Source organism: Paenibacillus bouchesdurhonensis (assembly GCF_900155685.1).
GTDB lineage: Bacteria > Bacillota > Bacilli > Paenibacillales > Paenibacillaceae > Fontibacillus > Fontibacillus bouchesdurhonensis.
Genome location: NZ_LT732548.1, coordinates 3,674,552 through 3,690,038 on the forward strand (window position 1 = coordinate 3,674,552; position 15,487 = coordinate 3,690,038).

General features: G+C 50.2%; 14 protein-coding genes, 1 tRNA gene and 1 other annotated feature. Of the genes, 2 read left to right on the forward strand and 13 right to left on the reverse strand.

Annotated features, from left to right (window positions below):
• Nucleotides 1–112: 112 nt before the first annotated feature.
• From sstT to CZ379_RS26350, 6 genes are all read right to left on the reverse strand, one after another.
• Nucleotides 113–1,342 carry a serine/threonine transporter SstT gene (gene sstT, locus CZ379_RS20610; RefSeq protein WP_110933339.1) on the reverse strand — a complete coding sequence of 410 codons (1,230 nt, stop codon included), beginning with the start codon at nucleotides 1,340–1,342 and terminating at the stop codon, nucleotides 113–115.
• Nucleotides 1,343–1,494: 152 nt separating this feature from the next.
• Nucleotides 1,495–2,616, reverse strand: coding sequence for an NAD(P)/FAD-dependent oxidoreductase (locus CZ379_RS20615; RefSeq protein ID WP_110933340.1), 1,122 nt, complete (start codon nucleotides 2,614–2,616; stop codon nucleotides 1,495–1,497).
• Nucleotides 2,617–3,083: 467 nt separating this feature from the next.
• Nucleotides 3,084–4,169 carry an aspartate-semialdehyde dehydrogenase gene (asd, locus tag CZ379_RS20620; RefSeq protein WP_110933341.1) on the reverse strand — a complete coding sequence of 362 codons (1,086 nt, stop codon included), beginning with the start codon at nucleotides 4,167–4,169 and terminating at the stop codon, nucleotides 3,084–3,086.
• Nucleotides 4,170–4,275: 106 nt separating this feature from the next.
• Nucleotides 4,276–4,541, reverse strand: a binding site (T-box leader).
• Nucleotides 4,542–4,674: 133 nt separating this feature from the next.
• Nucleotides 4,675–5,331 carry a GAP family protein gene (locus CZ379_RS20625; protein ID WP_110933342.1) on the reverse strand — a complete coding sequence of 219 codons (657 nt, stop codon included), beginning with the start codon at nucleotides 5,329–5,331 and terminating at the stop codon, nucleotides 4,675–4,677.
• Nucleotides 5,328–6,113 carry a MerR family transcriptional regulator gene (locus CZ379_RS20630; RefSeq protein WP_110933343.1) on the reverse strand — a complete coding sequence of 262 codons (786 nt, stop codon included), beginning with the start codon at nucleotides 6,111–6,113 and terminating at the stop codon, nucleotides 5,328–5,330. Before CZ379_RS20630 ends, CZ379_RS20625 begins: the two co-directional genes overlap by 4 nt.
• A 25-nt stretch (nucleotides 6,114–6,138) precedes the next feature.
• Nucleotides 6,139–6,288 (reverse strand): hypothetical protein, encoded by a 150-nt coding sequence (locus tag CZ379_RS26350; RefSeq protein ID WP_234404965.1) that lies wholly within the window; start codon nucleotides 6,286–6,288, stop codon nucleotides 6,139–6,141.
• A 210-nt stretch (nucleotides 6,289–6,498) separates the two neighbouring features.
• Between CZ379_RS26350 and CZ379_RS20635 the strand changes: the two genes are divergently transcribed.
• Nucleotides 6,499–6,747 (forward strand): hypothetical protein, encoded by a 249-nt coding sequence (locus tag CZ379_RS20635; RefSeq protein ID WP_110933344.1) that lies wholly within the window; start codon nucleotides 6,499–6,501, stop codon nucleotides 6,745–6,747.
• A 275-nt stretch (nucleotides 6,748–7,022) separates the two neighbouring features.
• Here the strand turns inward: CZ379_RS20635 and CZ379_RS20640 are convergent.
• The 5 genes from CZ379_RS20640 to CZ379_RS20665 form a co-directional block, all read right to left on the reverse strand.
• Nucleotides 7,023–7,106: transfer RNA gene (locus CZ379_RS20640), tRNA-Leu, on the reverse strand.
• Nucleotides 7,107–7,766: 660 nt separating this feature from the next.
• On the reverse strand, nucleotides 7,767–8,114 hold the full coding sequence (locus CZ379_RS20650; RefSeq protein ID WP_110933345.1) for a carboxymuconolactone decarboxylase family protein: 348 nt from the start codon (nucleotides 8,112–8,114) through the stop codon (nucleotides 7,767–7,769).
• 100 nt (nucleotides 8,115–8,214) lie between these two features.
• Entirely contained in the window at nucleotides 8,215–8,430 is a 216-nt protein-coding gene (locus CZ379_RS20655; protein WP_110933346.1) for a hypothetical protein, read from the reverse strand.
• A gap of 183 nt (nucleotides 8,431–8,613) precedes the next feature.
• Nucleotides 8,614–8,952, reverse strand: a complete 339-nt coding sequence (locus CZ379_RS20660) for a hypothetical protein (protein ID WP_019636340.1) — start codon at nucleotides 8,950–8,952, stop codon at nucleotides 8,614–8,616.
• Between the two features lie 86 nt (nucleotides 8,953–9,038).
• Nucleotides 9,039–9,611, reverse strand: a complete 573-nt coding sequence (locus CZ379_RS20665) for a xanthine phosphoribosyltransferase (protein WP_110933347.1) — start codon at nucleotides 9,609–9,611, stop codon at nucleotides 9,039–9,041.
• Nucleotides 9,612–9,771: 160 nt separating this feature from the next.
• Between CZ379_RS20665 and CZ379_RS20670 the strand changes: the two genes are divergently transcribed.
• Entirely contained in the window at nucleotides 9,772–10,809 is a 1,038-nt protein-coding gene (locus tag CZ379_RS20670; RefSeq protein WP_110933348.1) for a YkvI family membrane protein, read from the forward strand.
• Here the strand turns inward: CZ379_RS20670 and CZ379_RS20675 are convergent.
• Both CZ379_RS20675 and CZ379_RS20680 read right to left on the reverse strand, forming a co-directional pair.
• The gene (locus tag CZ379_RS20675; RefSeq protein ID WP_110933349.1) at nucleotides 10,806–14,159 is read right to left on the reverse strand and encodes an AAA family ATPase; all 3,354 of its coding nucleotides are present in this window, start codon (nucleotides 14,157–14,159) and stop codon (nucleotides 10,806–10,808) included. The two genes, CZ379_RS20670 and CZ379_RS20675, sit on opposite strands and share 4 nt — an antisense overlap.
• Nucleotides 14,156–15,478 (reverse strand): metallophosphoesterase family protein, encoded by a 1,323-nt coding sequence (locus CZ379_RS20680; RefSeq protein WP_110933350.1) that lies wholly within the window; start codon nucleotides 15,476–15,478, stop codon nucleotides 14,156–14,158. Before CZ379_RS20680 ends, CZ379_RS20675 begins: the two co-directional genes overlap by 4 nt.
• Nucleotides 15,479–15,487: the final 9 nt, after the last annotated feature.

The following is a 15,487-nucleotide window of genomic DNA, read 5'->3' on the forward strand; positions in this document are numbered from 1 at the left end:
ATATGCAATATAAATATTAAAAAATTATTGCTGGAATACCGTAAGTATTCTTAAATTTGCAGGCCTGGAATGCAAAAAAAAGCAGGAGCTCTAAGGCCGCCTGCTTCCGAATTTAAGCATTCACGATCGTTTTCTTGTCTTGTTTGCGTTTTTTAGCGTATTCGGCCGTTGCCGTAAATAATACGTCGGAGGATGAATTCAGCGCCGTCTCAAAGGAGTCCTGCAGGACGCCGATGATGAAGCCCACACCAACGACCTGCATGGCGATATCATTCGATATGCCGAACAAGCTGCACGCCAGTGGAATAAGCAGCAGCGAGCCGCCGGCAACACCCGAAGCGCCCGCAGCGGATATGGCGGACAGGACGCTTAGAATCAACGCTGTGCCAAAGTCCACTTGAATGCCGAGCGTATGAACCGCCGCAAGTGTTAAGACAGAAATGGTTACCGCTGCACCTGCCATATTGATCGTAGCACCTAATGGTATGGACACCGAATAGGTGTCTGGATTCAGCTTTAATTTTTCGCATAATCTCATATTTATCGGAATGTTGGCTGCTGAACTCCGGGTGAAAAATGCGGTAATCCCGCTTTCCTTCAAGCAACTGAATACAAGGGGGTAAGGATTCTCCCGAGTGTTCAGATACACGATCAATGGATTAACAACAAGCGCTATAAATAGCATACATCCGACAAGAACGAGAAGTAATTTCCCGTAGTCGAGCAAGGATGCAAGCCCGTTGGTTGTAATCGATTCAAACACGAGCCCCATAATCCCGAACGGTGCAAATTGAATGACCCAAGTGACGATTTTGGATACGGCATCTGAGAAATTGGTAAGCAAATTTTTCGTCGTATCATTGGCTCCTTTTAAAGCGACCCCAAGCAGGAGCGCCCAGGCCAGGATTCCGATATAATTAGCGCTTAACAAGGCGTTGACCGGGTTGTCAACAACCTTAAACAACAAGTTCTTCAACACTTCAATAATGCCTCCGGGTGGAGTCAATTCTGCGGTATCCGTCACTAGTGATAGCTTGACCGGGAAAATAAAGCTTGCCCCAACAGCTACAAGCCCGGCCAAAAACGTGCTTACACCATAAAGAGCGATAATTTTTTTCATATTCGTCTGGCGCCCTTTTTTATGATTGGATATGGCGGACATGACGAGGAGCAAAACTAATATAGGGGCAACCGCCTTTAGCGCGGATACAAACAATGATCCGAAAATAGCGATTCCTGACGCCTTAGGGATGGATAAGGCTAAAATAACCCCAAGGATAATTCCCGCAAAAATTCGTTTTACGAGACTTATCTTATTCCACCTGAGTATGATTGTTTTCATGGTTATTCCTCCGGATACGCATGATGAGAATCGATTATAATTATGCAACGCCATGACGCTTTAACGAGGCATAGCGCTAGTTTATCATGCATGTGGTCATTTGTGTACCTATGGAAATATCTGTGCGGTAATCTTCACAACTCCCCTACAGATTATTGCTCAATTGCTCCCTCCACCTTGTAGTCTTCCAAGGCAATATCAATTTCCAGCCCAAGAGCCAGCTTCGCCAGTTGGCATCCAATATAAGGCCCCATCGTCAGTCCCGATGCTCCTAAACCATTGCCAACGAAGATTCCTTTCCAGCCTGGCAAAGCGCCGATCACCGGAAGGAATTCCGGAGTAAACGGGCGGAAACCGACTCTTGCCTCCAAAAAGCTGCTTTCGGCTAGCTCCGGGGCATACATCAACGCCTTATTGAAAACCTCATGCAAGCCGCCCGCCGTTACTCGGGTATCGTAGCCTTGCGGATCGTTTTCATGGGTTGCGCCGATTACAATCCGGTTATCATCAAATGCCAGAATATACTGATCCCCCGGCGGCATAATGACGGGCCAACTGCCCGTATCCATACCCGGCAAGGCCAAGTGAACGATCTGCGCTTTTTGGAACGTTGCTTTGAAATCGACGCCTAACGGCGCAAGCAGCGGATTGACCCACGCGCCGGCGCAAACGATGACGGCATCGGCAACGATCTTCTCATCCCGCACTCTTGCCCCTGTAATCTTATTGCCGTCAAGGCAGAGCTCTGCTTCCCCATCCAGAACTACTGCGCCTTTTCGGATCGCTGCACGGAGCAGCGCCTCCCGAAGCGCTCGTCCATCGACGCGGGCTGCCCCGGTAATATGCAGCGCGGCGTAGTCGTCGGCGAGCGGAGGAAATAAACGCTTCACCTCGCTTGGAGTGAGCAGCGTAATCTCCCCCATCTCCGGGGCATCCTGCTTGCGCTGCTTGGCACGCTTTTCCAGCTCAATGAGCTTGTCCTTCTCCCTGTGGATACGAAGTGCGCCAACTCGCGCATATCCGGTTTCGGTCTCTCCTTCTCTTTCCAGTTCCTCGATCAATGCGGGATAATAGCGCGCCCCTTCCCTAGCCAGCCTATACCAGGCTTGATTGCGTCTCTGTGAAAGCCAAGGACAAATGATCCCGGCAGCGGCGTCCGTTGCTTGTCCTTTGTGCTTCCCGTCGATAATAACCACATCTGCCCCGCTTCTGGCCAATTGATATGCCGTAGAAGCGCCCAAGATCCCCCCGCCGATTACGATAAATTTCTGCATGCCACAACTTCCTTTTGTTTTATGTCAATGTGTAATTTAAATGTATTTCCGGTACCTATACTAGCTCAAAGATAATAATCACGAAAAAAGCTGGATTTCATGTATCTAAAACTTGGTTTTCAGCTTTGTAAGCCTAGAAGCCTCAGTTTAATGACACGAAATCCAGCTATTTGTACATTCAGCAGTCGAACATGGATATTAATTACAACCAATCCATTTATCAGGTAACCCAAATGCTCCGTTTGGGCCTTATACGCTTTCGCGCATCCTTTAAGCTATCTAGCAACCCCTAGCTTTCCGGCAACCAGACGCTTCCCGGCAACCCGCAGCTTTCAGGCAACCTGCACGCTTTCCGGCATTCATACGCTTCGCGGTAATCCGGACGCTTCGTGGTATCTATACGCCTCGTGGTAACCCATACACTTCATCGATGCTTAATTGCCCACGCCTTCCGGAGGACAGCGCAATTATTTCGGTTGAATATAACCTTCCGCTTTGAGCAGCTCGGCGATCAGTACGGCGCCCCCGGCCGCTCCGCGCAAAGTATTGTGCGAAAGACCCACAAATTTATAATCGTAGAGCGAATCTTCGCGCAATCTGCCGACAGAAACGCCCATGCCCCGCTCGATATCGCGGTCAAGTTTAGTCTGCGGTCTGTTTTCTTCTTCGAAATAGGTGATGAACTGCTTCGGTGCGCTTGGCAGATCCAGCTCCTGCGCTCTTCCTTCGAATTGCTGCCAGCGTGCAATGATTTCCTCTTTGGAAGGCTTCTTCTTGAAGGATACGAATACAGTAGCCAAATGTCCGTCCGTTACAGGTACGCGGATACATTGCGTCGTAATCAGAGGCGCGCTTGCTTTAATAACCTGGCCATCCTCAACCCGGCCCCAGATGCGCAGCGGCTCCTGCTCGCTCTTCTCCTCTTCCCCGCCGATATAAGGAATGACGTTGTCCAGCATTTCAGGCCAATCGCTGAAGTTTTTACCAGCTCCGGAAATCGCCTGATATGTCGATGCGACCACCGTTGTCGGTTCAAAATCCAGCAGGGCATGCAGAGCAGGGACATAGCTCTGGATGGAGCAATTGGGTTTAACGGCAATAAACCCAGTCTCCGTTCCAAGCCGTTTGCGCTGCGCGGCAATGACTTCGAGATGCTGCGGGTTTACTTCAGGAATCACCATCGGTACATCCGGCGTCCAGCGATGAGCCGAATTGTTGGAAATGACCGGGGTTCCCGTTTTTGCATAAGCCTCTTCTAGAGCTTGAATTTCAGCCTTCTTCATATCTACCGCGCAAAAAACAAAATCAACCCCAGAAGTAACCTCTTCTACTTTCGCAGCATCCTGAACGACAATATTTTTCACACCTTCAGGTATTGGCGTAGACAATTTCCATCTGCCTTGCACAGACTCTTCATAGGTTTTGCCTGCGGAATTTGCGCTTGCTGCAATAGCCGTCACCGTAAACCAAGGATGCCCATCCAGCAATTGAACAAATCGCTGACCGACCATTCCCGTACCGCCAACAATGCCTACTTTTAATTTTTCTCCCATGTGATATCCTTTCCTTTCCATGTTTGTTTTATCTGTACCTCGAACGACCCTAGCCTATTTCTCCCATGAATTAAAAAAATCCCACCCCCAAGACTTTTCGATCCGTCTTGGGGGCGAGATTTGTATGCCCGCGGTACCACCCCAACTTCGTTAATATGTCGCCATATTAACCTCTTCAAGTACAGCATACCATTTTGTACGCTTATACTCTAGCTCTGTAACAGGAGCTCCTGGCACACCATCCCTATCAATCATCGTTCCGATGTGCTGCTCAGAGGCTTTTTTCAATAAAGAAATGCTTTGCTCCTTTTCAGCAAACGGAGCTCTCTGTAAAAGATTTCATTTATCTACTCATCTCGTCGTCGCATTTGAATATTGCGATTATATTACCAAATAACTGCGCAAACGTAAACCCATTTGTGTAATTTTGGGCTGTTGGGTGCCAAAAACAAAGGTAAATTGGCCTCATAATTCCCGTTCGCCTTTATCAAAGTCCAAAAATCCGCTATAAATAATCCAAGCTATTAAAAATAAGAATAAGCCCCACGATACACAGCACCCAGGAGAGGACTGAGCCGGATTGCTTGGCGATTTTCACCTGAAGCCGTTCCAGCGGCCTTTGCATCATTCGCCCAAATAACGTATACAGCATGAATAGAATCAACGAAGGCAAAATCATGATTAAATTATATCCGGCCATTACCGGCAGCCACTGATAGGGAGCCAAGTCGGAGGTCGTCATCAAGCCAATTGCGGCAAAATAAGGAAACGCCGTTCCCACCTCAATCAATGCTGTAGTAAATCCCAGCGCCACCATCGAAAATTGGCTTTTGGACTTCGGACGGGGCAATTCCGTTTTACTTTTCTGCGGACTATAAAAACTGGCAATAAACAGGCCAGCCCCAATGATGAAGATCACCCAGCTTACCGCCCTGCTCTGGAAAAGAGAAGCCAGCGATTCCAGCAGCACCCCCATGCCCAGCATCAGCATAACTCCTACCGAAAAATAAAAGCCGGCGACCGTCAGCAAATAAATCAGCAGCCTCGAAGCAAGGCGCTTGGTTTCCGTTAACAGCAAGTATACCGTAACTCCTATAGTGGCTGGGCTCAATGTATCCAGCAAGGCCAGTCCGCCTATCGAAAGCAGCAGCTCTATACTCACACTTCTTCCTCTCCCTGATCATGTTGAGGAGCTAGCCTTTCTTTCAGCAATGACATATGGGTTTCATAGGCTTGCTCCATAAATTGGAGTACATCCCGGTCGATCGGATAAAGTCCAAGCTCTGCCGATTGAGCGGGTGACATCCTTGCGTCCCATAATTTTTGAATAAACTCATCCTCGCCCGAGAAATTCTCCTCCTGTTTTTCAAGCATGCGTCGGATGATCCGCTGTACTTTGGGTGACGATATGCCCTTCTTCATATGCTGCTTAATTTGACCTAACAGTGCTATCCATTCCAAAGAATCGGGATCATCTCCGCCCATACTCGGAACCTTCTGTAAGAGCTCCAATTCTTTATCGTTAAACAGGCTTTCTTTAAAAATATGTCGCCTTCTCTTATCCTGGCTCGATAATTGAATGAACTTCTGGATCGCAAGCGCATCCTCTCCTCCCTCCACAACAAGCCCGCTAATTAGTTCACGCAGCCCCTGCTCTATTACTCTAAGTCTTGTCTGCTCTTCCATGATATAAGCCAGTTGGGCCTTCAAACTAGTCGACCAATTCCATTTGGGGTCGGCAAGCATTTCTTTTATATCCTTGAGACTGTACCCGACCCCTTTAAAAAACTGGATCTGTTGCAGCTTACGCAAATCATCGTCTGTATAAAGCCGATGTCCTCCTTCCGTTTTGGACGAAGCTGCCAACAATCTGATCTGGTCATAGTAACGCAGCGTCCTTACCGTAACTCCGGTCTGTTTTGCCACCTTTTGAATCGGAATCAATCTCAGACACCTCCCCATCATCCGTTTATTCTTCTTTATCCTTATACAAAGCCTGCTTGATCAGATAGCCTACGCCTAAACCAACCAAGGCGCCAGGAAACGCTTGATCAAGAATCAGTCCGATTCCTGCACCTATAATGACGCACGCATAAATCGTAATATCCCCTTTGTTCACATCACTCTCTCCTTCGCCCCAGCGGTTTACCATCTGCCATGACATGATCATTGGAATAAGTATTTACGATCAAACTACATGACGGTTAGAGCCATTATATAAAATGACGTAACGTCAGTTTCAAGTCCTTTTCAAAAACCGCTTGAAACTGACGTTACGTAACCTTATATAATCACCCTCATAGCAAGAAGCAAAATGAGGAGTGAGAAGATGAGGATATTCAATATTGGCTTGCTAATTTTGTGCATGTCTTTTCTTATGGCCTGCAGCAACCAAGGAGTCATGAATCTGCAGAGCAAGAAACTAGAAGGAATAGATCGCCTGCACATTGATCATGGCAGCACCCCTGTTCATATTGAATCAGCGGAGGTGGATGCTCTGGAGGCATTTATATCGATGGACAGCGACAATTCCGATATAGTAATGGCACAAAAGAACAAAGAGCTGAAAATTCAATAAAAAAACGATATCAGACGGATCATAAATATTGGGAGAAAGCCGCAGCTAACGCTCCGTGTTCCCATTCACTATGAAGGGGAGGTATTGCTGAGCGGTAATTCTGTTTCCGTCCTAATGATCCATTTTTTTCCTCCTCTGAATTATATATATATCAAAAAAACACCTCTTATCATGTTTAATTGAATCTTAATAAAGATAGCATTGTCTTGTATAACAAAAAAAGGTTCCCAATCTGCTCAGATAAGCAAATCAGAAACCTTCTCTGTATAATTTGATGCGGTCGAGAGGACTCGAACCTCCACGGGGGTAAGCCCACACGGACCTGAACCGTGCGCGTCTGCCAATTCCGCCACGACCGCATATTGTCTTGTCTTGCAGAGTGTTTTCCGCAGCGACAAGATATATAATATCACGCTGAACCAAGAGAGTCAACAGCCTTTTAATATTTTTTGACCGGGTTATAAGGTTCAGATCTGCCGCAATCTCCAGACTCCTACAACTTGTCCCTCCTCCCCCAGACCAACCGGCAAATAATACCTCAGACCGATACAGCCTGATCTTGTCTTCCTTTACAGTGAGAATTAACTATAGTCTGGAGGTTGAATGATGAATCAAAAATTAACCGGCGAGCAAAAGTACTACCATAAAATTATTTGAAGGAGAACGGGTACTTATCTGCATCGGCCTACTGGGATTTGTGCTGGCAGCAGCTTGCGCTATTTGGGTGTTGGTGTACGGAGGCGTAACGTCGCCAAACGGCGATGTCTCCAGAGCCTTTTCCTTTGATGCCGCATTGGGTATTTTTCTGCTTTCTACCGCGGCGATTAGCCCTCTTTCCGGAATGAGCTTACATATTATCCCCGCATATTGGCAGAAGGCCGGAAATAGGGATCTCGCCACTTGATCGAAGCTGACCTCCACTATGCTTTATCCCGCAAAAAAAGCTGTCCTCGGGGCCATCAAAGCCCCGAGGACAGCTAATTGAGTTACAATGCGCGCTACACACGCTAGCGCTAACGCTACTGCAGCGCCGGACTCGCAGACAAAGCCTGCTGCACACGGGTTACTCCCTGCGATAAAGCATTGCCTGCAAGCGCAGCAGAGGCTACGGCGACCGTCTCCAGTATTTCTGCGTCTGACGCGCCTTTCGCCCGCGCCTCGTTCACGTGGTAGAACGTGCAGACCTCCTGGTTCGTTGATAATGCAATTCCAATCGCAATAAGCTGCTTTGTCTTGGCATCCAGCGCTCCATCAGTGAAGCTCTCGCCCGTAAAAGCATGGTATGCCTCCGTCACGCCCGGCATGGTCTCGCCGAAATGATGTATCTCCTGTTTGTATGCAGCTATTTTATCGCCCACAAGCGACATAGACAGACACCCTTTCCAATAGTAAAGTGTAGTTGCCGTTGACAGCTTCAAAGAGCAGAACTTACACTTACTACGTTAACCCCGTCCGCCAAAAAATATGCTATTCCTCCGGTGAAATTCGCGGTTCACGTGAAGGTTGAATGATGTAATTTCGATCCAGCTTAACAACATTGCGATTCGGTCTACGGATTAATACATGCGTATCATCCCAAGCTACGACGATGCCCCGAATGTCATTCTCAGGCATGGCATCCCGCACGACCCGCACTTTTTCGCCGGATAGTCGATATTTGTTCAATTGGTCATCCGAAATCACAGGGACAATCACCTCCTTGCTCATATCTTAACATATCATCCATCGGCATGTTTATGCTTCAAATATCGAGCCTGTTAACCTTATCAAACGCACAGAAAAAGACCCCGCATTATTATCGCGGAGTCTTGCTATATCGCGCACACCTAATGACCAAACTGCATGAACTCATCACTTATCCCTGATTTAACGTTGTGCATGCTCCCGGCTGTCGTTCTTCTCAAACCAGAAATCAAGCACTTTGGCCGACATCACCCGCTGCTCCAGATAAGCTACCTGCTGAGGGCTGAACTCATCCTTCCAAGGTATAGACAGTTCCTCGCACAGGCCTGCAATCGTCAGAAGCTGAGACCAGGCTACATAGCGTTTGTACCAAAAGAACTGGGGATGCTCAAGCATATAGGGATAAAGGTCGTCAAATTCCGTATGTTTGCAATCCAGGGCACGCTCAAATATAACCTTTGCATCGGACAGTTTAGAAATAAAGAAATTCACGTCAACAACAGATTGATTTTGATCCCCCATTGATTTGCCTCCTCTCCCTAGTGCTCCCATTATATCGAAAAAAAGCAGACCTGCAAAGGATTGTTGCAAAATTGGTACTAATTATTTTATTCGGCAAAAGTTACTTTCCCATCGGAAAGCGAAGCGATCTGCACCAGCGACTCTAGACGGATTCCCTGCTCACGGATAGCCCGGCCTCCGGCTTGAAACGTTTTCTCCACGACGATTCCCGCTCCAACTAACTCAGCTCCCGCGCGCTGAACAATTTTGATTAGCCCGCGCGCGGCATCGCCATTTGCAATAATATCATCAATGAACAGGATACGATCATGCTCCGAAATGAAATTGCGCGAGATCAAAATGTCCGTTACGATCCCTTTCGTAAATGATGGCACTCGCTCACACAGCATATCCTCCTCTGCTAGCAGTGTCTTCTTCCGCCGTGCAAACACGAGGGGTACTCCAAGCTCATAAGCAGTTGCAAACGCGACTGCGATCCCGGACGATTCCACCGTCAACACGCGCGTAATATTATCCTCCTTGAAGCGCTTGGCAAATTCTTTGCCCATCTCCATCGTCAACTGAGGATCGACTTGATGATTCAGCAGAGCGTCAAGCTTAAGGACTTGCTCCGAGACGATCACGCCTTCTTCTGCAATCCGTTGTTTTAATTTCTCCATACCTTTTCCTCCCGGGTCATCTCGTTTGTAACAAATTAACACATTCATTTCTTCGCTTCAATAGGGAATTACTCGAGACAGCAGGACAAGATTAAGTCATGTCCCATTCCCCGGCAACATACCTTGTACTATATATAGCACATCGGCCAGGGGGAAAACTATGAAAAATGCCTTTAATGTACTTAAAATTGCTTTCACTTATATCGGTACCGTAGTTGGCGCTGGTTTTGCCACCGGCCGCGAAATATTGCAGTTCTTCACCCAATACGGCAAATGGGGCGTGCTTACAATCCTGCTGACAACCCTGCTGTTTATGTGGCTCGGTACCAAAATGATGCTGCTGGCCCATCATATTAAAGCAGCTTCCTATGAAGATTTAAACCGGCATTTGTTCGGGGATCGTTTCGGCAGATGGTTAAGCATGTTTACCTTAATTGTTCTGATCGGAGTCAATAGCGTCATGCTTGCCGGGGCAGGCTCCGTGTTCGTGGAGCATCTCGGCATGAATTACCAAATCGGGCTTTGGTTTACCTTGATCGGAACCTTTGTGCTGCTCCGAAAAGGGATCGAGGGAGTGATGCAGCTGAACACAGTCGTCGTACCGATGATGCTGCTCCTCTCCATCGCGATCATAACATCGACGGCAAGCTCTCCGACCGCTATGCGCTTCGTCACCTTAGGCACCGATAAAGGGATGTTTACGACGTGGGCTTCCCCTCTCCTATATACCGCCTTCAATCTATCCATGGCTCAAGCCGTGCTCGTTCCCATTGGAGGCCATACAAAGAACCGGCGAACGATCGTTTTTGGGGGGATCATAGGCGGTATCGGAATCGGCTTCATGCTCATGGCCGCCCACTTTGCTTTGTCCGCCTTCATGCCGGGGGTAAGCCAGTATGAAATTCCGATGGGCAGCATCGCTGCCCAATTGGGGACGATAATACAGTTCATCTACATTATTTTAATATTCATGGAAATATTCAGCACCTTCGTCGCCGACGTTTACGGCGTTACCCTGCAGCTCAAACAGCGGTTCAATTTTCGGCCCTTTATTCTTTCTATAACCGTTCTCCTGATTTGTTATGTAACCAGCCAATTCGGGTTCAGCTCACTTCTATCCGTTCTGTATCCTGCCTTTGGCGTTTTCTCTATGCTCTGGGCCTTCGTCCTCGCCTCATACAAGCGAAAGCGGATTTAAGCTAAATTCACGATTTGCGCTTCTGGAATTTGTGCTTGTATCCCTTCCACGACATGGGGATGACAGGTCATCATAACAATCTGGCGTTGAACAGCGACCTGCTTCAGTACTGAAATAACGCCCTGCAAACGGGCCGCATCAAAATTAACGAACAAATCATCTAATAAAATAGGAATGCTGCGGTGATGCGATACTGCATCAGCAAGCGCCAACCGCATGGATAAATAAAGCTGCTCTGCCGTACCGCGGCTTAGAGCCGAGCTTCCGATCGCCCCATAGTCACAGTGCTCTGCCTGCAGCTCCTGGCTGCCCATCTTTAGAACAATGCGCTTATACCGCCCGTTTGTCATCTGTTGCAAATACGCGGATGCAAGCCTCAACACCTCCGGCTGACGCTCTTCCTCATACACCCTTCGGACTCTGGCAATCAACTCCTGACATACCGCCATTACCGCATATTTCTCCAGAGTGTCCTGAAGCGCAGCCTTTTGCTCAGCGAGCTGTTGGTGAACCTCCTCTTGCCTGCCCCGCTGCTCAAGACTTTCTTGCTCTTGCAGCAGCCTTCCCTTGCGTTCCTGAAGCTCCCTCCAAGCGCTCTCCTTGGCTTCCAGTACCTTCTCAACCGCCAGCAGCCGTTGCTGAAGCTCCTCTTCTGAACTGCCGCTCAGCAGCTCTTCAAGCTGGCTTTGCTCCGCGATCTCAAGGCCGGAGAATATGACCGTTTCCAGCTGACGCAGTTCTCTCTCCAACTCGGCACGGCGACTGACCGCTGCGCTCCGGCGGAGAAACTCCTCTCCATTCGCCGCCTTTCCTTCTGCCAGCAGCACCTGTTCTAATTCTTCCAATCTGCTCAATCGATCATGAAGCCGCTCCAGCTCTTCTTTAAGCGTGTCCCGCTTGGAAGAAAGCAGCTCGCGCTGCGCATATATTTTTTCCGCAGCCGAGAGCTGCGATACCGCCTCCAGCACCAGCCTCCCGTGCGCAGCCTTCTGCCGGATCACCAATGCCGATGCCGATGCCGATGCATGCCCCGGAAATGATGTATCAGCTTCATACTCTATAGAAGGTGGCGAAGCTTCATTCAAAGGTGCAGATGCATGCGATGGCGCAGTCTCAGCGGCAAGCTCAGAAGCCAATAACAAGCCTTGTTCTGCCGCTCCATTGCTCAGATCGTTTGATATTTCCAAAGCCTCATTTTCAAAAGCCGCATTCTCCGCGCCTAACATCGACAGCCTTGCAGACATTTGCTCTAAACGGCTCTGCCATTCCCGGCCTTGTTCAACTAGCCGGAACACGTCAAGCGCTGCTTCGGGCGACAGATCAGCCGGGAGCCTGCGCTCCTTCAGCCATTGCTCCCATTCCTGGACAAGCTCTCTAAAGTGAGTCTCGCGCCTCGCCATTTCCCGCTCCGAATGCTCACAGCGACTCACCGCGGCTGCTGTACGCTGACGAAGCAGATCCGTGTCTTCCGCGAGCGCAGCATGCCGCTGTTCCCACAGCTGCCATTGCTCCATGAGCCGGCGAAGCTCCCGCTCCTTGCGCTCCCATTCCTCCACATGCTCCGGCGACGGTACTCCAGCCTCGCGCCCTGCCGCCGTCAATGTATCGGAGACAAGCTCGGCAAACAGCTCGCGCAGCTTTGTTTCTCTTCGGGAAATGTCGCCCTCGCCTGGATAGCGCCGGGTTCCGCCCTTTCGCTTCGGTTCCTCCGCTTGGCGCATGCCAAACCATAAGTACACATCTATTCCGGCGAGAACGGCAAAGGCCGCCAGCGTGCCCCAGACAGAGTCCAGGCCTATCCAGATCGTACCGGGCAAAACAACCGTCAGAACAGTACAGCCCGCCAGCAGCTTGCGATATATTCCCTGAATTTGTCGCTTCGCTAGAACTTCCGCTTCCCTGTCCCGAGCCTCCTTCAATCGGGACGAGGAGACTTCATGCCAGCGCTCCAACTCTATTCTTAACTCGTTCCACGTCCGGCGGATTTCATCCGGCTGCTTGGGGACAAGCATCGCAAACTCACGTCGGCCAGCTTCTGCGCTCTGTTCCAAACGCAACACCGCCGCCGAATAAGCCTCCCTCGCGGCAGCCGCTTCCTGCTCCAGCTTATATCGCTCGTTTTGCAGCAGCTCCATTTCTTTATCATAGGCAGAAAATCGCATGCCAAATTGCCGGACGGCTTCCCGCTCGCCTACCGTCCCTCCAAAGGCAGCAAACTCCTGCTCCGTCCAATGCACATCAATGCTTCGGATACATTGGGCTAGGCGCTGGCAGAGCGTCCGCTGCTCCACTTCCAGCGCTGTTATTTCTTCAATACGCGCCTCATAGCCCGTTAATTGCCCATGAAGAGTTCTTACAGCCTCCGCCCTTGCCAATAACCGGTAATTCGGGGTGAGCCTGTTTATTTCCACTGCAATGAAGTCGGTTTTACGCGTTAAATCACTCTGATCGAGCAGCAGCCGCTCCTTCTCCTCCTGCAGGGCAGTCCAACGTGCGGAGCCTTGCTCGGGAAAAGCCTCGTAATCAGGCAGCGACTGAAGCTCCACCCGTGCTTTCTCGCGTGCCAACCAATCCGAACGAATCAGCAAGGCCTTCTTCAGCTTCGCCATCTCCCTGCCGCACTCCTCACGCTCTGCTTCGCATCTGCCTAGCTCCGTCATGGTCTGCTCCAACTCCTCGAGCACCTCATTATAGCGGGGCAGCAGCATTCGTGAAGCTTCGGCTTCCTGGTTAAGCCGTTCATAGCTTTGCAATAGCTGCGCCATTTCTTGCGTGCGGCCGCGAGGACGATAAAGCTTGTCCATCTCTTGAACAATTTTCTTCTCCCCGCGCAGGACAGCAGTGCCCCCGCCGATACCCGCGTGAAATAAAAACCGGCTCAGTTCGTCTGATTGCAGCGCCGCTACTTCCTGCAGCTCGGTCAATGAAATGGCGAACAATTGCTTGAACATGTCGCTCGACATGCCTCCCAATAGTTCACGCTGCATCTCTTCCGGCGTTACTTCGAACAGTCTGCCCTCGCGATCGGTTCTTGTAATCCGCAGCCGTTCACCTCGCGCTCCCGTCGTCCTTCCTTCCGGCGGCTGCGCATAGCGCTCGATAACCCAGCGCTCGCCTTCCTCGTCATACATGCTCAGTTGCCCGCCATGCGCTCCGCCTCGGGTCGGCTCATACCGCAAAGAGCCATACGTCCGCGCAGGAATACCGAACAGCATGGCCCGCACAAAACCTAGCAAGGTACTCTTGCCCGCCTCATTCGGCCCATATAAGACAGTGACAGGCCCCTGCATTTGCAGCTCCAAACCGCTCAAATGACCGAAGCCGCTGATTTGCAGCTTGTCCAGCCTCATCGCCGGGCACCCCCCTTTGTCTCTTGTTCGGTTAACAGGCTCATTGCCATTTCCGCCGCCTGACGAACGAGGGCAGCCTTATCTTCGGCCTCCATCTCTCGTACAAGCTGTCGAAGTCTACGGTGATCACTCACGGAAGACAGGGCTGAACCCACGATCTCTTCCAGCAGCGCTTCCTCACGCTCCGCTGAATCTGCCAATCGCAACAGTTCGCCGAGAAAGCTATCCTCCCGAAGCAGTGCCTCCCGATCCAGCTCGAACCCCGTCCTTACTTTCAAACCAGCAGGCCACACCATCCTAGCTACCTTATCCATACCGAGCTCCTCAATCTCTAACAGCCGGCTTTCCCTGCGTCGTAATTCCTGGATAAGCTCCTCTCCCTCACTGCCCGTTTGCAGCATCGCGTGAAGAGGCCCTCTGCCGGTCAAGACAAAGCGGACGATCTGCAGCCTCCCCTCTGACTGCTCCCTCAGTTCATCAAGCTTCTCTTCAGCCTGATCCCGCAATTGCTCTTCGCTGCTTAGACCGGTAATCGACAGCTCGGCTTCCAGCCATCGAACATGATCCAACGCCCGAAATGACAGCTCAGCGCGACCATACTGATCGACGTCGACAACATAGCAGCCTTTAGCGCCGGTCTCCTTCATGCTGCGTCCCTGCAGATTTCCGGGATAGACAATCCAGGGAGCTTCATGCAAAATTTGACGCTTGTGAATATGGCCCAATGCCCAGTAATCATATCCGCTTTGCTGCAAGTCCCTGAGCGAACAAGGAGAATAAGCATCATGCCCCTCTTGTCCATCCACATTGGCATGAAGCAAGCCAATATGATACAGCTCGGACGAAGGATCCCTGCGAAATTGCAATGAAGTATTCTCCCTAACCGCTGAGGTCGGATACGATATGCCGCTGATTACCGCCACAGGCTGACCGTCGCTTCGCCGCTGCGCTACAACGCTCTCCACCGCGGAACCGAACACCATAACATGCTCGGGGTGGGCAAGACGCAGTCTGCCCGCATTCAGCGGGTCGTGATTGCCGTGAATGACATAGACCGGAATACCATGGGCTCCAAGGAGATCCCACGCTTCCCGCAGCCTTAGCTGAGCGCGCAGCGAAGAATCGGAGGCGTCGTACACGTCCCCGCTCACCACGATAAAGTCCGCCTGCTCGGCAATTGCCAGCTCAACCAGATGTTTTAATGCGGCGAACGTGGACTGCTGCAAATGCTGACGCAGCTTGTCCGGCACTCCGGACATGCCGGCGAAAGGACTATCCAGATGCAAATCTGCCGCATGAATGAATCGAAATGGAATCATACTTCCTCA